Annotated in this window: 15 protein-coding genes and 1 pseudogene; 3 read left to right on the top strand and 13 right to left on the bottom strand. The window is 69.3% G+C overall.

Annotated elements, in window-relative coordinates:
- Positions 1–34: 34 nt before the first annotated feature.
- From ACWEPL_RS30920 to ACWEPL_RS30885, 8 genes and pseudogenes are all read right to left on the bottom strand, one after another.
- Positions 35–1,126 carry an ABC transporter ATP-binding protein gene (locus ACWEPL_RS30920; RefSeq protein ID WP_452438237.1) on the bottom strand — a complete coding sequence of 364 codons (1,092 nt, stop codon included), beginning with the start codon at positions 1,124–1,126 and terminating at the stop codon, positions 35–37.
- 3 nt (positions 1,127–1,129) lie between these two features.
- Positions 1,130–2,023 carry a carbohydrate ABC transporter permease gene (locus ACWEPL_RS30915; protein ID WP_355199740.1) on the bottom strand — a complete coding sequence of 298 codons (894 nt, stop codon included), beginning with the start codon at positions 2,021–2,023 and terminating at the stop codon, positions 1,130–1,132.
- A complete protein-coding gene (locus ACWEPL_RS30910) occupies positions 2,020–2,925 on the bottom strand; it encodes a carbohydrate ABC transporter permease (protein WP_363975511.1) in 906 nt (301 codons plus the stop codon). The genes ACWEPL_RS30915 and ACWEPL_RS30910 overlap by 4 nt, the downstream gene beginning before the upstream one ends.
- Positions 2,926–2,927: 2 nt before the next feature.
- Entirely contained in the window at positions 2,928–4,256 is a 1,329-nt protein-coding gene (locus tag ACWEPL_RS30905) for an extracellular solute-binding protein (RefSeq protein ID WP_452438236.1), read from the bottom strand.
- 10 nt (positions 4,257–4,266) lie between these two features.
- Positions 4,267–5,571 (bottom strand): hypothetical protein, encoded by a 1,305-nt coding sequence (locus tag ACWEPL_RS30900; RefSeq protein ID WP_452438235.1) that lies wholly within the window; start codon positions 5,569–5,571, stop codon positions 4,267–4,269.
- 420 nt (positions 5,572–5,991) lie between these two features.
- Positions 5,992–6,364, bottom strand: a pseudogene (locus ACWEPL_RS30895) (IS5/IS1182 family transposase); the annotation flags it as partial.
- A 334-nt stretch (positions 6,365–6,698) separates the two neighbouring features.
- A complete protein-coding gene (locus ACWEPL_RS30890) occupies positions 6,699–7,388 on the bottom strand; it encodes an alpha/beta fold hydrolase (protein ID WP_452438234.1) in 690 nt (229 codons plus the stop codon).
- A 219-nt stretch (positions 7,389–7,607) separates the two neighbouring features.
- Positions 7,608–8,231, bottom strand: coding sequence for a LysE family translocator (locus tag ACWEPL_RS30885; RefSeq protein WP_452438233.1), 624 nt, complete (start codon positions 8,229–8,231; stop codon positions 7,608–7,610).
- A gap of 110 nt (positions 8,232–8,341) precedes the next feature.
- Here ACWEPL_RS30885 and ACWEPL_RS30880 point away from each other — a divergent pair, with 110 nt between their 5' ends.
- Positions 8,342–9,316 carry a LysR family transcriptional regulator gene (locus tag ACWEPL_RS30880; RefSeq protein WP_363975496.1) on the top strand — a complete coding sequence of 325 codons (975 nt, stop codon included), beginning with the start codon at positions 8,342–8,344 and terminating at the stop codon, positions 9,314–9,316.
- Positions 9,317–9,419: 103 nt separating this feature from the next.
- Here the strand turns inward: ACWEPL_RS30880 and ACWEPL_RS30875 are convergent, their stop codons facing one another.
- From ACWEPL_RS30875 to ACWEPL_RS30865, 3 genes are all read right to left on the bottom strand, one after another.
- A complete protein-coding gene (locus ACWEPL_RS30875; RefSeq protein WP_452438232.1) occupies positions 9,420–10,415 on the bottom strand; it encodes an RNA polymerase subunit sigma-70 in 996 nt (331 codons plus the stop codon).
- 125 nt (positions 10,416–10,540) lie between these two features.
- Positions 10,541–10,882: an EthD family reductase gene (locus ACWEPL_RS30870; RefSeq protein ID WP_452438231.1), complete on the bottom strand. Its 342-nt coding sequence runs from the start codon at positions 10,880–10,882 to the stop codon at positions 10,541–10,543.
- A gap of 48 nt (positions 10,883–10,930) precedes the next feature.
- Positions 10,931–11,923: an NADPH:quinone oxidoreductase family protein gene (locus tag ACWEPL_RS30865; protein WP_363975487.1), complete on the bottom strand. Its 993-nt coding sequence runs from the start codon at positions 11,921–11,923 to the stop codon at positions 10,931–10,933.
- Positions 11,924–12,121: 198 nt separating this feature from the next.
- Between ACWEPL_RS30865 and ACWEPL_RS30860 the strand changes: the two genes are divergently transcribed.
- Positions 12,122–14,518, top strand: coding sequence for a hypothetical protein (locus ACWEPL_RS30860; protein ID WP_452438230.1), 2,397 nt, complete (start codon positions 12,122–12,124; stop codon positions 14,516–14,518).
- A gap of 534 nt (positions 14,519–15,052) precedes the next feature.
- Here the strand turns inward: ACWEPL_RS30860 and ACWEPL_RS30855 are convergent.
- On the bottom strand, positions 15,053–16,030 hold the full coding sequence (locus ACWEPL_RS30855; protein WP_363975481.1) for a LysR family transcriptional regulator: 978 nt from the start codon (positions 16,028–16,030) through the stop codon (positions 15,053–15,055).
- Between the two features lie 84 nt (positions 16,031–16,114).
- Between ACWEPL_RS30855 and ACWEPL_RS30850 the strand changes: the two genes are divergently transcribed.
- Positions 16,115–19,441 carry a S8 family serine peptidase gene (locus tag ACWEPL_RS30850; protein WP_452438229.1) on the top strand — a complete coding sequence of 1,109 codons (3,327 nt, stop codon included), beginning with the start codon at positions 16,115–16,117 and terminating at the stop codon, positions 19,439–19,441.
- A gap of 148 nt (positions 19,442–19,589) precedes the next feature.
- Here ACWEPL_RS30850 and ACWEPL_RS30845 read toward each other — a convergent pair whose 3' ends face one another.
- Positions 19,590–19,862: a hypothetical protein gene (locus ACWEPL_RS30845; protein WP_363975475.1), complete on the bottom strand. Its 273-nt coding sequence runs from the start codon at positions 19,860–19,862 to the stop codon at positions 19,590–19,592.
- Positions 19,863–19,870 lie beyond the last annotated feature (8 nt).

The following is a 19,870-nucleotide window of genomic DNA, read 5'->3' as shown; positions in this document are numbered from 1 at the left end:
GCGTTCCTCTCGATGGGGGCTTGCGGGACGGTGCCTATGCCCGCCGCGGCGCGTGAAGCGCGGTGCCGTCCGAGGCCTTGAACAAGTGCAGGCGGTCCTGGTTGAAGCCGACGTACACCGTGCTGTCATGACCCAGCCGGAACGGCACCGGGACGCGGGCCTTCAGCAGCTCGCCGCCGATCCGGACCGTGACGAGCACATCCGGACCGAGCGGCTCGGACACGAACACCTTCCCGGGCTGGTAGCCCGCGACCGGAGTCGGCGACAACGTCACGTCCTCCGGCCGGACGCCCAGGACGACGGCCGGGTCGTCCGGCGAAACGTCGTACCGGCCCAGCTCCTGGCTCAACGCGCCGCTGCGGAAGGTCCGGACGCCGTCGACGTCGGCCAGTTCGCCGGTGACGAAGTTCATCGGCGGCGAGCCCATGAACGACGCGACGAAACGGTTCGCCGGGCGTTCGTAGATCTCCGCCGGCGTCGCGCACTGCTGGACGACGCCGTCGCGCATCACCGCGATCCGGTCCGACATCGTCATCGCCTCGACCTGGTCGTGGGTGACGTAGATGAACGTCCGGGCGACGTCCACGTGCAGCCGCTTGATCTCCGCGCGCATCAGCACCCGGAGCTGCGCGTCCAGGTTGGACAACGGCTCGTCGAGCAGATACGCACCGGCGTCCCGCACGATCGCGCGGCCGAGCGCGACCCGTTGCCGTTGGCCACCGGACAGCTCGCGCGGCTTGCGATCCAGCAGGTCCTCGATGTCCAGCGTCCGGGCCGCCTGCAGCACCTGCTCGGCGATCGTCGCCTTGGGCACCCGCATCATCTTCAGCGCGAACCCGATGTTCTGCCGGACCGTCTTGTGCGGGTAGAGCGCGTAGCTCTGGAACACCATCGCGACGTCGCGCTTGTTGGCCGGCAGCCAGCTGACGGGCTTGCCGTCGAAGAAGATGTTGCCCTCGGAGGCCCGTTCCAGGCCGCAGATCATTCGCAGGGTTGTCGACTTGCCACAACCGGACGGGCCGACCAGGGTGAGGAACTCCCGATCCTCGATGGTCAGATTCAGGTCCTTCACCGCGATCTTGCCGCCGAACGACTTGGTGACGCCTTCGAGTCGAACCTCTGCCATCTGTCAGCCCTTCACGGATCCGGCGGCCATGCCCTGGACCAGCTTGCGCTGGAAGAGCAGGGCCAGTACCAGGGGTGGGACGACCGCGAGCACGCCGGCCGCGGCCATCACGGTGAACTGGGTGTTGAAGTCGGTGGCGAAGTTCGCCGCCACCACCGGGATCGTCTTCGCCGCCTTCGTGCTGGTCAGGAACAACGCGAACATGAACTCGTTCCACGCGGTCATGAACGCGAACACCGCGGCCGCGACCAGCCCCGGCGCCGCGACCGGCAGGAACACCGACCACATGGCCCGGAACCAGCCGCACCGATCCACCCGGGCCGCCTCCTCGAGCTCGCGCGGCACCGAGCGGAAGAAGTCCTTCAGGATCCAGATCGTGATCGGCAGTGCGAACGTCGTGTACGAAAGGATCAGCGCCAGGTAGGTGTCCAGCAGCCCGAGCGTCCGCATCAGCAGGTAGAACGGGATGATGATCGCGATCCCCGGCACCATCCGGGTGAGCAGGTAGAGCACCAGCAGCACCTGACTGCCGCGGAACTTCAGCCGCGAGAACGAGTACGCCGCGAACGTGGCCAGCACGAGATTCAGGATCGCCGTCGAGGTGGCGACGATCAGGCTGTTCCGCAAGGAGTACGGCGTCTCGTCGATCGCCCGGCCGCCGACGAGTTGCTGGGCCTCACTCGGATGAAGGAAACCGAGATAGTTCTCCAATGTCGGGTTGACCGGAATCCAGTGGGGCGGAACGGAGATCGCATCCACCTCGTGCATGAAGCTCATCGCGACGATCCAGTAGAACGGCAACACCAGATACAGCGCGAACGCGACCGCCAGCACGTACAGGACGATCTTCTTCCAGGGGATCCGGTAGCGCAGGGGAACCTTCACCACGGTGCTCATACCTCGAAGTTCCCCTTTCGGTAGAGCAGGCCGATGTAGCCGACCGAGATCAGGAGGGTGATCGCGGTGATCACCCAGGCGTAGGCGCTGCCCAGGCCGAAGTCGGTGAAGGTCAGGACGGTCTGCACGTCGAGCAGGGCGATGGTGGTGGTCGCGTCACCCGGTCCGCCACCGGTCAGCACGTAGATGGTGTCGAAGGCGCGGAACGCGTTCATCGTCTCGAGAATCAGCACGATCAGCAGCGGGTGCAGCAACCACGGCAACGTCACCTGGACGAACCGCTGCACCGCACCCGCTCGGTCGACGGTGGCGGCGTCGTACAGCTCCGAGGGGATTGTTGACAGTCCGGCGAGCAGGATGATGACCGAGAACGGGAGCGTGTTCCACACCTGGGCCAGTGCGGTGAACAGGAACGCGCCGGTCCCGGACGTCAGCCAGGCGTGATAGTCGTCGATCAGTCCGAGCTGCGTCAGCAGACCGTTCAGGGCTCCGGTCTTCGCGTCGAAGATGGTGCGCCACATCAGGCCGTTCACCACCCCCGGCATCGCCCAGGGCAGCAACGCCAGGCTGAGCAACAGACCGCGGCCGCGGAACCGCTCGTTCAGCACCAGCGCCAGGATCAGCGCGAGTACGACGGTCAGCCCGAGCACCACGAGGACGAACAGGGCCGACACCTTCAGCGCGGACAGGAAGGCCTGATCGCTGAGCAGGGCCTGGTAGTTGTCGAAGCCGATGAACTGCTTCGCCCGCGGGCGCTTCAGGTTGTTCCGTTGCAGGCTGACCCAGAACGAGTACGCGATCGGGTAGGCGACCAGCAGGGCGATCACGATCATGGCCGGCGCGTTCAGCGCCCAGGCCTTGGCGTTGTCGCCCAGCGGCCGGCGTTCGGCGAGGCCGGCCATCCTCAGTTGTACTTCTTCTTCAGCGTGTCAACGGTCTGCGCCAAGCTCGCCACCGCCGCGGACGGCTGCGTCTGGTTGCTCAGCACGCCCTGCACGACCTTGTGCAGCTCGATTTCGAACTCGGTGTACCACGGCACGCCGAGCACGTTGCGCGGCTTGGCGATCTCGCCCAGGTGGGCGTAGATCGCCGGGTCGGCGAACTTCTTCAGCGATGCGGTGACCTCCGGGTCGGTCGCCATCGACTTGTAGGCGAACCCGAGACCACGCTGCAGGAACCAGAACTTCGCGGTGTAAGGCTTCTTGTCCGCGTCGAGTCCGCCCAGGTAGGTGAGCAGCTTGAACGCGTTGTCCTTCACCTCGGTGTCCTTGGCCAGCGCATAGAGCCGGGTGTTGCTGACCGTCCCGTGCACCTGACCGTCGAGGCTCGGTATCAGCGCCATCCGGATCTTGCCCGCGGCCTTGGACTTGGTCGCGTCGTTGTAGTCGCGGCTCGCGTACCGCGCGCCGATCGTGTACGCGTACCGGTTCGCCTTCATCGCGTTGTCGATCGGGACCGCCAGCAGCTGCAGGCAGGCCGGGTCGATCACCTTCGACTTGTTCGCCGCCTGCTGCAGCCAGGCGAAGACGTCCTTCACCACGGTGTCGGTGGTGTTCATGATCGGCGCCTGCTGGTCGTCGAACATGTTGCCGCCGCTGCCGAAGACCAGCGCCCACACCCAGGACCACCAGGTGTCGGACAGTTGCGCCGGTACACCGATGGGGTACTGCAGGAGGCCGGCGTCCTTGATCTTGATCGCTTGCGCCTCCAGTTCCTCCAAGCTGGCAGGGGGTTTCGTGATTCCGGCCTTGGCGAGGATGTCGGCGTTGTAGGTCAGGCAGTTGGAGTCCGTGTAGTACGGCAGGCCGTAGCGCTTGCCCTGGTACGTCATCGCGGCCGCGTTGCCCGGGTAGATCGCGTCGTACACCTCGTCGACGCCGGCCATGCCGTCGAGCGGCTGCAGATAGTCCCCCTCGACCCAGGCCGCGAGGGAATCGTCGTACACGTAAAGGGCGTCGGGGCCGCCGCCGCCGGTGAACTCGGCGACTACCTTCTGCACGTACTGCGCACTCGTGATCGGGGTGTAGTTGACCTTGATGTTGCTGGTCTTGGTGAAGTTGTCGAGGTTCTGCTGGACGAGTGCTGCCTCGTAGTCCCAGCCCTCGAACTTCACGCTGCCGTCGCCGGAGCCTCCGGACTTGTCGTTGGAGCAGGCGGACAGCAGGGGCGATGCGGCGGGCAGGGCCAGGCCGAGGCCTGCGTACTTCAGGATCTGGCGGCGGTTGAACTCCATGGCTGTCCCTTCAACACGGGGGGCGCAGTAGTGCTTGGGCGATGCGTAGGCGGTACAGACGCGTCGGGCGTCCTTTCGGATGGTGCTGAGCAGTGCCTTCGACGCTCACCAGGCCCCCGGCGTCGAGTGTGCGGATCAGTCGGCGCCCGCTCTGATCCGTGATGCCGAGATGGTCGGCGAGCTCACCGGGCGAGATCGCGCGACCTTCCAGTTCGTGGTCCAGTGCCGCCAACCGGGAGACGGTCGCGGCACTGAGGCCGACGGACTTCGCGAGCTGTTCGATGTCGTCGCCGTGCTCGCGGTACGAGTAGCTGAGCGCCGCCCGGACCGGACCCATCGGGCCGATGATCACGCCGCTGTCCTCGATCAGGTAGCCGCATGGCCCGCTCTCCCGCTCGGCCCGGGCGGCCGCTTCTTCGGCCAAGGCCACACAGTTGCGGGCGGACGCTCCGACGCCGAACCCGGCCGAGACCTGCGCACCGAGCGCCGCGGCCGCCTCAGCGAGCGCGGGCACGGCGACCCAGTTGCGGGTGATGCGCTCGAACAGGGACTTGTGGGCGAAGACGATGACACCGCGCCGGCCGCGGTCCTCGATCCACGCGCCGGCGAACTCGGGGGTGTTGAGCAACAGATTCATCAGGCCGATCCGGGCCCGTTCCTCGTCCTGCGAATGCGAGATCAGGAAGACTCCGGCGGCGAAGCGTTGTGCGCTGGCTCGCTCGGACTCGATCCGGAGCGCGAGCTCGTGCAGCTCGGTCCGGATCGTCGCCGGCACCGGCATGCCGCTCATGATCGGGATCTCGCCGGACAGTTGCTCGCGGACGTCGGCGCGGACGCTGATCACATAGCTGCGGTCGCCGAACCGGTGGTACGCGGAACGGTGGAACTCGACGATGTCCTCCACGGATTGCGTGGGGGCATACGGCAGGCAGTCGATGGCGTCGGCGTCGAGTTCGAGCGCGGTGGCGACCGCCTCGACCGCCTCGGCGGGAAAGGTGTCGATGCTGACGGGGGTACGACCCCAGCCACGATCCTGGGCGCGATAGAGCGCGAGGGTCAGGTCGAGCGCCGACGAGCGGATCACACCGACCGGGAGGCCGGGTGGGAGGAGTTCGCGGCTGGCCGTGTACGGGACCGGGCCGGCCAGGAAGCCGTCGAGCCGGGTCGTGCTCAGGAACTCGGCGACCTTGGCGCGGATCTCGTCCTCGTGGTCGTAGCTGACCCACTCCAGGTCGACCCCACCGAGCGTGTTCGCGGCTTCCCAGAACAACTCCCTGTGCGTCGAGTGGGTCACCACTCCGATCACAAGCGCCACGACGCCCCTTTGCGAACTAGGTTCGTAAATGACTCGTAAGTCCGATGCCGACCAAACTCCCCCGTCCCGGGGTCCAGGTCAAGGGATCAGCCCAAAGAAATTCCCCGGTAACAATCTGGCCGCCGAGGGCCAGCGGTGTACCGAAGGACGGGTGGCGGCCGGGTCAACGGGGACCGATGGGAGACTTCAGGCGGCGAGCGGGGTCCTGAGGATCTTGGTGGGTGGGTCGATATGAGCTGGCCCGTCCGCTGGTGGTGGTGGTTCAGGCGAGTCCCCACTTGATGAGGCGGCGGAGGTCAAGGACGGCGGCGCGGTCGTTTAGCCGGCGGTCGTCGGCTTGGGCGCCGCGGTAGGGCAGGCGGCATCGGCCAGGATCCGCAGCGGTCCGCGCTCGTGGTCGAGCAGGTCGGGGGCGACGGCGGCGTGGCGGGCCTCGGAATCGACAGTGGAGACCATCCGACCGGGTGGGACACGGCTGGCGATCCGCCACCGTCCACCGGTGCCATCGGAGCCGTCGGCCACTTCGACGTCCTGGCCGGCGATCAGGGCCGGCAGGCCGACCGTGTGCTCGGCCGGCTCGTCCAGGTCCGGGCCGGTCAGGCGGTCCAGCAGGGTGAGCGTCGGCGACCAGACCGCTCACCAGGGTGGCCTTGGCCTCCCCATCGTCCCAGGCGGTCTTCGGCTTGCCGGGGTCGGCGTAGTCGTGGGCATGCCAGTGCGCCGCGACGAGCGCGGCGGCCCCAGGTACCTGGCGGGCCACCCGGCGGATCGCGGCGATCACCTGGGGGATGGTGTGGGGCTCGAATATTCAGCCACAGCGTCCGATCTGCGGTTCGCAACGCCAAAAGATCTGCAAGCCTGCCAAGGACCGCAGATCAGTGCATGAATCGAATATTCGAGCCCTGCACGTTGATACCAAGATCCCGCGCGATCAGGTTCGCTGCTGCTTGGCGAGATGCGCCAGGGCGGGCAGGCGGACGACCTGCCGCGCCGAGTCCGCCGGCCGCTCGTGGGAACGGTGGCGACCGATCGCAACAAGGGGGCACGGCCGCGATGCAGGTGAGCACGGGAACCCCGACAGCCGGTGGACACGGGCGGGGTGTCCACCGAGGCTGCGGGCCGTTCGCTCAGCCGCCGGCGGCCGCCTTCTTGATCAGTTCGGCGACGGCGTCCGGCCGGGAGATGTAGATGGCGTGGCTGCCGTCGACTTCGATCACCATGGCACCCGCACGCTCGGCCATCGCCCGCTGAGCCGGCGGCGGGATCGTCTGGTCACCGGTGGCCACCAGGTACCAGCTGGGCTTGGAGCGCCAGGCAGGTTCGGTGACGGCGCCGCCGACTGCGCCGACGCCCCACGGCACCTGCGAGTCGGCCATGAACGCGGCCTGCTCCGCGGGCAGGTCACCCGCGAAGGCGCCGTGGAACTTGTCCCGGTCGAGAACGAGGAAACCGTCGCCCAGGGGCACGATCGGCGGCGCCGGCGCGCCCGGCGGCGGGTCGGCGATGAGCGTCTGCACGGATTCCCCCTTGTCGGGCGCGAACGCGGCGACATAGACAAGTGCCGCAACTCGCGAGTGGGTGCCGGCCTCACTGATGACCGAGCCGCCGTAGGAATGCCCGACGAGCACGGTCGGGCCGTCCTGACGGTCCAAGATCTGCCGGACGGCCTCGGCGTCGCCCTCCAGCGTCAGCGTGGGGTTCTGGACAACGCTGACCCGGTAGCCGTCCCGCTTGAGCAGGTCGTACACCGCCTGCCAGCCCGATCCATCGACGAAAGCGCCGTGCACGAGCACGACGTTGACTGCGGTGGGCGTCATGACGCATCCTCCTTGCTTACCTGTGCGATGCGGACGTGACTGGACTTCGGCATCCACCCGTGCGCTCTGACGGGTGCATCGCCTCGTCACTCACGTCCGAAGCGTATGCGTGCGTACTGGATAGGCACTGACCAGAAACTGACCCCAGCGCACGGCCCCTTGCCTTACACCCGCGTGGCCCCGGGCGGTCGGGTGCTGGAAGAAGGACCGGCCCGGCCCTCAGACACCCGCTACCACCGCGGCGCCCAGCCCCAGCAGGACGACGCCGGTGGTCACGCTGAGTCCCCGCAGGACGGTCGGCTGCGACACCAGGGCGCGCCCTCGGCTGAAGGCCCAGGTGAGCACCATGTACCAGGAGGCGCTGACGAGCGCCCACAGGGCTCCCAGGGCGACGGTCGACAGGAACACCGGGCCTTCCGCGGTCACGAACTGGGGCAGCACCGAGACGGCGAACACGCCCGCCTTGGGGTTGCCGAGGTTGGTGATCAGGCCGGTGAGATATCCGCCCGCGAAGCCGGTGCTGCGCCCGCCCTCGCGGGGCGGGCGGGTGGAGACGGCGGTGAGCGCGGTCCGTAGCGTCTTCACCCCGAGGATCATCAGCACGATGCCGCCTGCGATCCGGAGCACCGCGTACGCGGTGGGGCTGGCCAGCAGGACGGCGGACAGCCCGGCCGCGGCGGCCGTGGACCACAGCAGGAAGCCGCTGGCATTGCCCGCGAGCGTGCCTCGGAGCGTACGTTGGCCGCCTTCCAGAACCTGCCGGATCATCAGGGCTTGACTCGCGCCTGGCAGCATCGCCAGCAGCAAGGTGGTGGCGATGAAAACGGGCACATGCGTGGGCATGGGAAAAGAACCCCTTCCGGGGATTGCGACCGATGGGTGTACCACCAGGCTTCCTGCCTCATGCCCCTAAGAGAAGTTAAAAGAGACGGGTGCAGCGTTAGGATTAGTGAATGCTGGTGGATCCGGGACAGCTGCGGCTTCTCGCGTTGATCGAGCGGCACGGCTCCCTGACGGCGGCGGCTCACGCACTCCGGCTCACGCCCGCGGCGGTCACCCAGCAGGTGGCCAAGGCCGAGCGCGACTGGCAGGTGCCCCTGGTCATCCGTGGTCCTCGCGGAGCAACGCTCACCGCGGCCGGTGCGCTGCTCGCCTCCCACGGTCGGACTGTGGAGGAGGCATCGGACAGGGCCGAGGCGGAACTGGCCGCTTTGCTCGGCCACCTCTCGCTCCGTCTGCGGATCGGGACGTTCCAGGCGGCTGCCCTGCACCTGCTGCCACCCGCCCTGACGGCCCTGCGGCACCGCCATCCGGACGCCGACGTCTCGGTCGTGGACGTGGTGTCCGGACGCGGAGCGGACGAGATCAGCGCGGGGCGCCTGGACCTCGCCATCGTCGCGTCCTGGGGCACACCGCTCGCGCCGCCCCCACACCTACGGGCCCACTCGCTCCTGTTGGACCCGATGGTCGTGGTTCTTCCCGATGACCACCCGCTGGCCACCGGGCAGCCCGCGGACACCGAACTTCACCTGGAACAGCTGCGCGACGAATCGTGGGTTTCCATCCTGGCCGGCCATGCCGCCCGCGAACAGTTCCACGACGCTGCCCGCGAGGCCGGCTTCACTCCCACCGTGCGGTTCGAGACCGAGTCCTACGACGTCGCCCAGGCCCTCGTCGGCACAGGCATCGCAGTGGCCCTGGTCTCGCGCCTGGCCCTGACCCATGCGCCTGGCACCACCCATCGCGAACTGGCCCACCCCAGGCCCTACCGCCGGCTCTACGCCGTGACCAAAACCGACGCCAGCCTCACACCACTCGCAGACATGCTCATCGACCTCCTACGTGATGTCGCCCGCGACATCACCGCCACCTGGGAGGCTCCCCTCCAAGAAGGGCAACGCTCATCGAACTCACCGCACGGAGCCTGAAAAGCCCCCGGTTCTGAATCGACACCGCCTGGTCCGGAGCGGCCGGCCCCGCTCCGACCGACCATCGACGCCGGCAGCCGGCCCGGCTGTGCCCGTTGGCGTGTCAGTGCGCGAGCACGTCCGGGAAGCCGAACGTCGCGGCCAGCGCGGGATCGTGGAACTTGATCACGCGGGAGACGCCGGTGGCGGTGGGGGCCAGCACCACGACGCCGTCGGCTCGGAGAACGCCGTCCGCATCCCGGTGGTACACGACGGCGGCGGGTTGGCCGTTGGCGGTGGTCGCGATCATCCGCCAGTCGCCCGGTGTGCCCAGCACGTACGCGTCGAGCATGTGGATGCACCTCGCCCGGCCCGCCTGCCATTCGCGGAATGGCGTCGCCTCCAACGTGGCGTCCGTGCGCAGCACCTGTTCCAGCAGGACGGCATCGGAGCGCTCGAAGGCCGCGATGTAGCCGTCGAGCAGCGCGCGTGCCCGTGGGTCGGTCGGTTCGAGCAGTTCCGCGGGCTCCGGCTTCAATTCGTCCAGCCGGGCACGGGCGCGCTGCAGCCCGCTCTTGACCGCCGCCGTGGTGGTGCCGAGGATCTCCGCGGTCTCGGCCGCCGAGAATGCCAGCACCTCGCGCAGGATGAGGATCGTACGTTGGCGGGCGGGCAGGTGCTGCAGGCTCGCGATGAGCGCCAGCCGCAGCGACTCGCGTTCGACCACCACCGCAGCCGGATCGTCGGCGGGCGGGGCGATCCATGCGTCCGGCAGCGGTTCCAGCCACGAGACCGCGCCCGGCGCCATGGGACTCGGCGGGCGATCGGGTCCGTCGTACGAGCCTGTCAGGCCTGAGGGCAGCACCCGGATCGGGCGCGGCTTCAACGCTGTCAGGCAGACGTTGGTGGCGATCTTGTAGAGCCAGGACCGGATCGACGCCCGGCCCTCGAATCCGGAGTAGGACCGCCACGCCCGCAGATAGCTCTCCTGCACCAAGTCCTCGGCGTCGTGTGCCGAGCCGACCATGCGGTAGCAGTGCGCCAACAGCTCCCGGCGGAACCGCTCGGTCTCGGTGGTGAACCGGTCTCGATTCGGTGCCACCCGCAGATGCGATGTCACGCCGCGAGCCTAGTGCTGCCACACGTGTGAGCGTGGTCCACGTGGCGATGCCTCCGGCAACGCCAGGCCCCGCCTCGGCCACCATCGACGACGCGGGTACTCTCCCGGAAAGGCGGCATCTGCGATCAGACCTCGTCGAGCTGCAGGATCATGCCGCGGAAGGTGGCGTAGCGGGCCAGGTTCGCCACGGCATCCTCGGCGGTGCGCCGGCCGATCTCGGACCCGAGCGCGGCTTCCAGCGCAGCCATGTCGTCCCAGTCCAGCATCACGACCATGTAGCACGGCTCGCCGATCACGGCTGCCGGCTCATGACTGCGCGTGTAACGGCGCAGGCCCGGATACTGTTTCGCCAACGGGATGTGGACATCGTTGTAGTGACGTTCGAACGCGTCGACGTCGGAGGGGGCGTCGTACATCACGACGAATCGCGCCACCTGCTTGGCGGCCGGGTCCACGGTTGCAGTCATCTGTTTCAACTCCTGTCAGGGGAACTGGCTCAGTACAAGGGGGCCTTCTCAGGGCAACAGGGCCAGTTTGCCGACGGTGGCCCTGGCTTCCAGTTCCGTCAGCGCCTTCGGGCCGTCGGCCAGTTCGTACACGGTGGGCAGGCCGGGGGCGAGCACGCCGGCCGCGATCAGCGCGGACAGCTCACCCATGAGCTCGCCGAAGATCTGCGGCGCGGCCTGGATCAGCACGCCGATATTGAGGCCGATGACGTGGACCTGGTGCTTGTACACCAGCTCCCAGTTGGTGATCGGGGCTTCGCCGCCTGCCACGCCGTAGACGACGACCCGGCCGGTGACCCGCTTGGCCGCGGCCAGGCTGGCGGCGAAGGTGACGCCGCCGGCCGACTCCAGGACCACATCGGCGCCGGAACCGCCGGTCAGCTCCGTCACCTCGGCGGCGAGGTCGCCGCCGAGAGAGTCCAGGACGTGGTCGGCTCCCAGCGCCAGCACTGTCTCGTGCTTGCCCGGCGAGGCGGTGGCGATGACGGTCGCACCGTAGTGCTTGGCCATTCTCACCGCAGCCTGGCCGGTCCCGCCCGCCGCGGCGTGGATCAGCACAACGTGCCCGGCAGCAATGCCGCCCAGAGGCTTGAGCGCGGCCAGCGCGGTGGGCCAGTTCACGACCAGGCCCAGCGCCTGCTGCTCCGTCCAGCCCGAAGGCACCGGCACCGCCGCAGCCGCGGGCAGGACCATGTACTCGGCGAAAGCGCCGTCTCCGACGCCGACGACACGGGCCCCCGGTTGCGGGCCGGTCACCGCCTCACCCACCGCGACGACCTCACCGGCGGCCTCGAAACCCGCCAGGTACGGTGGCCGCGGGCCGTCCAGGAACGTGCCGTGGGCCTTCGAGATGTCGGCGAAGTTGACCCCGGCGGCGGTGACGCGGATCAGGACCTCGCCCTGGCCGGGGCTCGGCACCGGCGCGTCGGTGATCAGACGCATGTCCTGCGGGCCGTTGAGGGAAGTCTGCTGCAGCGCGCGCATGGTCGCGGGAATGCTCATTGGCGATCAGGCCTTCTGTCTCGGCGTACATGAGAGAGACCGACCGGCCCGTTGCGCGGGCCGCGCCTCTCACCATGTAGACCCCGGCCACCACAGAAAGGAATCGACCCCTTCGTCTGCCGGCGCCGCGCTCCCTTTCACCATGGCTGAGGGTGAACCGCTGGTCCGGCCGACGCGTGATCATTAACATCGTCGGACGTGGCACCAGAGATTCTCCCGGGCGCGACGGCGGCCGCCGACGGGGACAAGGCTGACGCCTCCGAGCACGGTCGTATCGCCGACGAGATGCTGGACCGGTGGGGTGGGCTGGCCTCCGGGCTGCCGCTGCTGGGCGCCGCCTCGGACGAGGAGGACGAGTACGGTTTGCGGCATCTGGTTCGGCATTTGGCCGCGGCGGGCCGTGACGAGGACGTGCACCGCCTGCTGGCCTGTGAGCGTCCCGCTCCGGGACGGGCCGGCGCGGTGAACACGTGGTTCGACGCCCGCGACCGCATCGGCCAGGCCGACGGCTACCTCGCCGACCTGGAGCTCGCGCGGCGTCTGGCCCGCAAAGCCACCGACGTCGCCATCGCCGCCGGTCGGACGGCCCCCTCGCTCGGGTTGGAGATGCGTTACGCATTGATGGCGGTCTGCGCGCGGTTCACGGGGACCCGCACCTACGACGAGCTGCCCCCGATGCTGGTCGAAGCCGGGATCTGGGACGTCACGCGGGCGCTGACCGCCGCGCGGCGCGAAGACGGTCACGAGCGGAGCGCCGGGTACCTGTCCGCGCTGCTGCCTCGCCTGCCGGCCAAGGACCGGCAGCAGGTGCTGCACGAACTGCTCCACCCGGGATTCCCGAACGTGCTCCGCGAGGTGTGGCCGCAACTGAAGGCGGATGAGTTCGCCCACGTACTGACCGTCCTGGAAAACGACGACCCGTGGTACGTGACTCATCAGCTGGAGGAGCTCGCCCCGCACCTGCCGCCCGAGCTGCTGGGACGGGCGGTCGCGCTGGCCGTGGCGCTGCCCCTGGACCATCGCCGTGACCAGGCCCTGGCGGCGCTGGCTCCTCACCTTCCGCCCGCACTGGCGCGTGCGGCCCTGCCCGCCGCGATGGAGCTGGCGGACGGACGCGACCGGGCCCGCGTGCTGTCCGAGCTCATCCCGCGGCTCCCGGACCAGGACCGGCCGGAGACGCTGACCGCGCTGCGCGCCGCCGTCGCCGCGATCGATCCTCAGGCCGAGGTGAGGCTGTGGCGCTGGGGCGAACTGCTGGCCCTGCTGCCCGCGGCGAAACGCCCGGCGGCGCTGGCCGACCTCCCGGCCGACTCGTGGGACCGCGCCGAGCTCCTGATGCACGCGGCCGAGCGCGTGCCCGTGCGGGAACGCGCCCCACTGTCGGCCGCCGCCCTGTCGGCGGCGCGCGACATCGCCGATCCGCTGGTCCGGGCCCGCGTCCTGATCCAGCTCGCCGAACTGCTTCCCCTCGAAGAGCAGGCCGCCGCGCTCGCCGAGGCACACACGGCGTCGCGCGAGATCACCGAACCGCCCTACGGCGCGTGGGTGCTCACCGAAATGCTCGAACCGCTGCCCGCCCACCAACGGCACGCCGTGCTGGCCGAGGCGCTGACGATCACACGGTCGCTGCCCGCCTACGACGTCGACGACGGCCGAAGAGACTGGGACGACCGCGCGCGGCTTCTCATGGAGATCTCCACCTGGCTGTCCCCCGACGAGGCCGAGGAGGTGCTCGCCGAAGCCCTCGACCTGATTCGCGCGGTCGACGATGAGGACCAGAGATTCCACGGCCTCCTCGCCATCGCCGAACTCCTGACCGGACGACGGCGCCACGCGGCCATGGCCGAGGCGCTGGACATCCGGCTCGGGGACGTCGACTACGAGAACTACTTCCACGGTCAGCTTGCGCGAATGGCACCACTCCTGCCTGAGGACCTCATGGTCAGAGCACTGAACGAGCTCCATGGACTGAACCGCCCGGGATACCTGGGCCGCACCCTGCTCGGTGTCGCCGAGCACCTGTCCGGCCTCGCGGTCGACCGCGGCCTGGACATCGCCCGCAAGCTCACCGAACGCCCCCATTACCAGGCTGCCGCGCTCGCCGCCCTCGCCGACCGGCTGCCCTCCGCCGAACGCCACACGGTCCTGCGCGAGGCCGAGGCCATGGCTCGCAAGAATCGGCAGGGCATGGTCCACGTCGCGCGCCGCGTCCCGATCGGACGCCGTACCGCGCTGCTCGCCGAGGAATTGACTTTCCGCCAACGCGGCTTCCGGGCTGACCAGGACGAGGCGCTGGCCTCCCTCCCCGACGAGGCGGCCCGTCCGGTCCCGTTCGCGTATGTCCCGGTGCCGGTTCTGGACCGCAGATGGGACGAGGAGGGGCAGATCCTGCTGCGCCGGGCTCAGCGCGCATGGCGGCGCGGCGCGGGCCGCACCGTGGTGATCGGGATCGTCCGTACGGCGCTCGAGAAGTACGGCCACCAGGATCCCCCGGGCTCGGCCGCCCTGACGAGCGCCGCCCGGGACCTCGGCGGCCCCCTGGCCGAATGCGAGTATCGAAGAGCCGTGCACGACATCTATCGCTGGTGGCCTTAGGGGGTCCGTGGCGGCTTCAGCGAGAACCGGCCCCCGAGCCACGGACAGTCTCGAGGCGACCGTGACTTGGAGCGACGCCCCCGGCGTTGATGCAGGGGCCGTCACTTACCGTTGGACGGACCTGGAGGGCGACGGGAGTTGCCAAGGCCATTGGCGCTCGCCGTCGGGGTGAACAAGTTTCCCGGAAGCGAATACCGCATACTCCGCCCTCCATCCGTAACGGTAGTCCGGGTCATCGGCAAACGGCAGCGCCAGGGACCTGACCTGCAGGCACGGCCATGCTTCGACGCTGATGTCGTGGTAGCTGCCCCATGTGTCGAGCTGGTGTGTACGGCCGTGCCGCTTCTCGTACGGCGCTGCGGCCTCCCTGACGGCCGCCCCCGCTCTCGATGTATGCGGAAGCCAGATCAGCGCCGCCCCGTACACCCGCCCGCGCCCTGTACCGCGTTCAACCGGCCTGGCCACTGGTCACCCGCACCGGCTTGGCGAAGTCACCAGCCCGCGGGTCAGGAGTCGGAAAGATCGCGGTACTTGCTAGGCGAAGGGCTCCACGTCGCCCTCCGACCAGGACCGGCGGCGGCTGCGCTGCCACGCCTGGTAGACCGGCATCGCCTCCGCCTGCTCCCGGTACGTCGCGGCGAGCACGTCACGGATACCCGGTACGTGCTCGGCGACCGGCGAGCCCGCCGACCACAGGAGCCGCTCCCGTACCCACATCGGGTCGCCGGCCAGTGGCCTGACCACCACGTTCTCGCGCTCGGCCGTGATCGCCCTGCACAGGGACACTCCGTGCCCCTGGCTGATCAGGGAGAACACCAGGCTGGCGTCGGTCCGCTGGATGCGCCGCGGCACGAACCCCGCGCGGCGGCAGGTGTCCCGGAACATCGCCCGCATCCTGACGTCCTTGCCGACACCCGGCAGCCAGCGCTCGCCGGCCAGCGCGGCCAGCGGCACCTCGGGTTCGGCCGCGAGCGGGTGGTCCTTCGACAGGACGACGAAGACGGGCTCGACCCCCAGTACCGCTTCGCTCAGCCCTTCGGGCACCGGCAGCTCGTAGCCCGGATAGTCGACGCTCAGCCCGATCTCCAGCCGGGATGCGGCGAGCAGTTCGACCAGTTCCTCGTCCGCGTCGCTCACGTGCAGGGACACCTCGGCCTCCGGCAGCAACCGGCGGCTGACCGTCATCAGGCCGGCCGCCATCGGCCCGGCCGTGGCACCGAGCCTGAGCGTCGCCAGGTCGCCGTCGGCGTCACGGCGTTGCACGTCGCGCACCAGATCGTCGTGCAACGCGATGATGCCCTGGGCATGGGACAGGACCATGGCACCCAACGCCGTGGGCTTGGCGCCGGTTCCGTCGCGGGCGAAGAGTCTCCCGCCGAGCGCGCGCTCGATCCGCTGCAACTGCGCGGTGACGGCCGGCTGGCTGTGGCCGAGCACGGCCGAGGCCCGGCTGATGCTGCCGCACTCGGCGATCGCCGCGACAACCCGGAGGTGGCGGATCTCCAACTGCATAACGCGATGTTATGCCCGATTAGGAGTACCTACGCCCGATGTCCTGATCTCAAAATCTTTCCTGCACCATCAGGAAGGAATTTGATGTCCAGGACGTCTCTGCGCCGGCGCCTGCCCGGTCTCTTGCTCACCACCGCCCTGTTAACCGCGAGTCTGACCTCCACCGCGAGCGCGGAGCCCACGCCGAGCGCCGATCCGGCACCCTCCCGGTGGACCTCCGGTACCCAGTCCACGGCGCCCCGCGGCTCGTGGGTCACCCTGCTGACGGGCGACCGCGTCTATGTCGAGGGGAACCGGGTCTCGATCGACCCCGCTCCCGGCCGCGAAAAGGTCGGTTTCAGCCAGTACGAACGCGACGGGCACCAGTTCGTCGTGCCGAACGACGCCCAGAAGCTGGTGTCGGCCGCCCGGCTCGACCGGCGGCTGTTCGACGTGACCGGGCTCGTCCAGGCCGGATACGACGACGCGCACGTCGACGACGTGCCCACCATCGTGTCGTACGAGGCCAAGGCCGCTGCCAAGGTCAGGTCGGCCGGGAAGGTCACCCGCACGCTGCCCAGCATCGGCGCCGCCGCGGTGAAGGTCGGCAAAGCGAGAGCACACGAGTTCTGGACCGAGGTGACCGCCGGCCCGGCGACCCAGCGCACCGCGGCGTCCGGCATCGGGCGGATCTGGCTCGACGGCAAGCGCGAGGTCTCGCTGGACCAGAGCGTGAAGCAGATCGGCGCGCCGACCGCCTGGGCGGCCGGATACGACGGCAGCGGGATTACCGTCGCCGTCCTGGACACCGGGATCGACAACTCCCACCCGGACCTGGCCGGGAAGATCGTCGAGGAGAAGAACTTCACCGACGCCGCCGACACCGTGGACACCGTCGGTCACGGCACGCACGTCGCCTCCACCATCGCCGGCAGCGGTTCGGCATCGGGCGGAAAGTACCGCGGCGTGGCGCCCGGGGCGAACCTGCTGATCGGCAAGGTGTGCAGCACCCGCAACTGCACCGAGTCGGCGATCCTGGCCGGGATGGAGTGGGCCGCCGAGCGGGCAAAAGTGGTCAACATGAGCCTCGGCGGCACCGACTTCCCGGGCGTAGACGTCCTGGAGGAGGCGGTGAACCGCCTGACCGCGACCACCGGCACGCTGTTCGTCGTGGCCGCGGGCAACGAGGGCAGGAACGGCGGTGTGTCCTCGCCGGCCACCGCGGACGCCGCGCTCGCCGTCGGCGCGGTCGACAAGCAGGATGCCCTGGCGTCATTCTCCAACCGCGGGCCGCGCGTCGACGGCGCGATCAAGCCGGACATCACCGGGCCGGGCGTGGGCATCGTCGCGGCGCTGGCGAAGGGATCCGACTATCCGGAGTACTCGCCCGGGTACACCCAGCTGAACGGGACGTCGATGGCCACGCCGCACGTCGCGGGAGCCGCGGCGCTGCTGGCGCAGCAGCACCCGAAGTGGACCGGCCCCGACCTCAAAGCCGCGCTGGTCGCCACGGCCAAGCCGAACCCGGGCCTGAACGCCTTCCAGCAGGGCGCCGGCAGGGTCGACGTCGGCCGCGCGGTCCAGCAGGCCATCCTGCCCGACGTCACCGGCCTCGCGCTCGGCTCGCAACCGTGGCCGGCCGAAGACGACGTTCCCGTGACGAAGACGATCACCTACCGGAACGACGGCACAGCGCCCGTCACCCTCGACCTCACGACCACGGCGACCGGCCCGGACGGGGTCGTCGCGCCGGCCGGGCTGTTCACGGCCAGTCCGGCGCGGGCGGTCGTGCCGGCCGGTGGGACCGCGGCGGTCACGCTGACCGCCGACACCCGGGTGCCGTCGGCGACAGGCACCTTCACCGGAATGCTGCTGGCCTCGAACACCGACGGCGTGTCGGTGCGGACCCCACTGACGATCACGAAGGGGCACGAGACCCGCACCGTCACCTTCAAGCTCACCGACCGCGCGGGCACGCCGGCGAGTGACTACGACCTGTCGGTGGTCGGTCTCGATCTGGACGTCTTCCAGGTTCCCTACGACGCGTCGGGCACCGTGAAGGCCAAGCTCCGGCCCGGCCGCTACCACGTTCAGGCCACGGTGATCACACCCGACGGGACCTCGACGCTGCTGGTGCAGCCGAACCTCACCGTCGGGAACACCGACGACGGAGTCCTCACGCTCGACGCGCGCCAGGGCACACCGGTGTCGGTGACCGTACCGAAGTCCTCGGCGCGGACCCGGCTGGCCGCGGCCGGTTTCTCTCGCGGCCTGCCGCGCGGATACGGCCTGGCGGCGCGGATCGTCGGCGCCGACTTCGGCAAGCTGTTCACCGCGGACCTGGGTGAGGAGGTGACGGCCGATCAGGGCACGCTGGTGTCGGAGGTGCGCAGCTTCTGGGCCGAGCCGGGTGCCGACGGCACTTTCTACGGCTCGCCGTACGAGTACGACCTCGTGCAGTTCGTCCGCGGGCGGTTCCTCACCGGCTACCGCCACACCGTGCGCCCCAGTGAGCTGGCGACCGTGGTCAACCGCAACCACGGCGTGACCCCGGACAAGCAGCAGGGCTACATGCACAACTTCGGTTTCCCGCCCGAGGGCGGCAGCGCGATGTCGGGACCGATCAGGTATGACGTGCCCAGCACCCGGACCATCTACTACAGCGCGAAGGGCGTGGTCTGGGACAACCGGTGGGAGACGAGCGGAGCGCGCCAGACGCAGTTCTGGTACGACGACACCACCTGGCAGCCGGGCGGGAAATTCGTGGTCGACTGGCAACGCGGACCTGCCGGGCCGAAGTTCAACCCGCGCACGTACGTCGCCCGGACCGGCAACACCATCATGTTGAACGTCCCGCCGTTCGGCGACGACTCCGGGCACACCGGCTACTCGCTGCTCGACGGCGGCCGGGTCGGGTTCTACCGCGACGGCGTCCAGCTGGCCGAGATACCGAAGTACTTCTACGACGCCAGCGGGCCGGTGCCGTCGGCCGAGAGCACCTATCGGCTGGAGTACGACGTCGACCGTAAGACCGGGTTCAACGCCTCCACCAAGATCAGCGGTGCGTGGACGTTCAAGTCCGGTGAGGTGAGCACGGACAAGTGGACGTACCTGCCCCTGTCGTCGTTCTCCTTCACGCCGCAGGTCGACCTGGCCAACAGCGCACCGGCCGGCCGGCCGTTCATGCTGCCGGTGAGCTTGAAGGCTCAGCCGGGCTCGGCCGCCTCGCCGACGCGACGGGTCAGTGTCGAGGTCTCCTACGACGAGGGCGCGACGTGGCGGAAGGCGGTCCTGATCCCGACCGGAACGGACACGTGGCTGGCCACGCTGATCCACCCGGACAAGGGGTCGGTGTCCGTGCGCGCGCACGCGGAGCGGGCCGACGGCGGCACCGTCGACTACACCGTCATCCGCGCCTACAACCTGCGATGACGCCCGGCGGGCCTCGGGCACGTCGCCCGAGGCCCGCCGTTGTCACGCGCTGTCTGTCTCGGACGTCTCGGCCGGGTGGGTCGCCGATGAAGAGGTTTTCACCGCCCATCCTGCACTGTGGGCCCTGGTCGGCCCTTCAGGCCACAGATCATCCGTCGCAGCAGGCGCGGATGAGTTCGATCACGGTGTCGGCGGTGCAGTCGAGGAAGCTGCCAACGCTGAGGGAAGATCCAGGTGCTGACCGCTCAATCCAGTCGCTCGCGCTGGTGAGCTGATGCAGGTGATCGGCGTGAGTGAGATCGTTGGCGCCGCTGTGGAACCCACCGATGGTGATCAGCAGGAGCGGCGCCCGCAGCCGGGTGTGCAGTTCTTCAACCGCGCCGGTGGCGACCTGGGCGCCACCGCTGTAATTGAGCAGCACCACACGCG

Source organism: Nonomuraea sp. NPDC004186 (assembly GCF_053603495.1).
This window is presented reverse-complemented; position numbering and strand designations above follow the sequence as displayed.

Coding starts and splice junctions, on each gene's coding strand:
- ACWEPL_RS30865 (WP_363975487.1), bottom strand. CDS start 11,923: ATGAGCATTCCCGCGACCATGCGCGCGCTGCAGCAGACTTCCCTCAAC.
- ACWEPL_RS30890 (WP_452438234.1), bottom strand. CDS start 7,388: ATGACGCCCACCGCAGTCAACGTCGTGCTCGTGCACGGCGCTTTCGTC.
- ACWEPL_RS30880 (WP_363975496.1), top strand. CDS start 8,342: ATGCTGGTGGATCCGGGACAGCTGCGGCTTCTCGCGTTGATCGAGCGG.
- ACWEPL_RS30885 (WP_452438233.1), bottom strand. CDS start 8,231: ATGCCCACGCATGTGCCCGTTTTCATCGCCACCACCTTGCTGCTGGCG.
- ACWEPL_RS30850 (WP_452438229.1), top strand. CDS start 16,115: ATGTCCAGGACGTCTCTGCGCCGGCGCCTGCCCGGTCTCTTGCTCACC.
- ACWEPL_RS30920 (WP_452438237.1), bottom strand. CDS start 1,126: ATGGCAGAGGTTCGACTCGAAGGCGTCACCAAGTCGTTCGGCGGCAAG.
- ACWEPL_RS30910 (WP_363975511.1), bottom strand. CDS start 2,925: ATGGCCGGCCTCGCCGAACGCCGGCCGCTGGGCGACAACGCCAAGGCC.
- ACWEPL_RS30855 (WP_363975481.1), bottom strand. CDS start 16,030: ATGCAGTTGGAGATCCGCCACCTCCGGGTTGTCGCGGCGATCGCCGAG.
- ACWEPL_RS30905 (WP_452438236.1), bottom strand. CDS start 4,256: ATGGAGTTCAACCGCCGCCAGATCCTGAAGTACGCAGGCCTCGGCCTG.
- ACWEPL_RS30870 (WP_452438231.1), bottom strand. CDS start 10,882: ATGACTGCAACCGTGGACCCGGCCGCCAAGCAGGTGGCGCGATTCGTC.
- ACWEPL_RS30915 (WP_355199740.1), bottom strand. CDS start 2,023: ATGAGCACCGTGGTGAAGGTTCCCCTGCGCTACCGGATCCCCTGGAAG.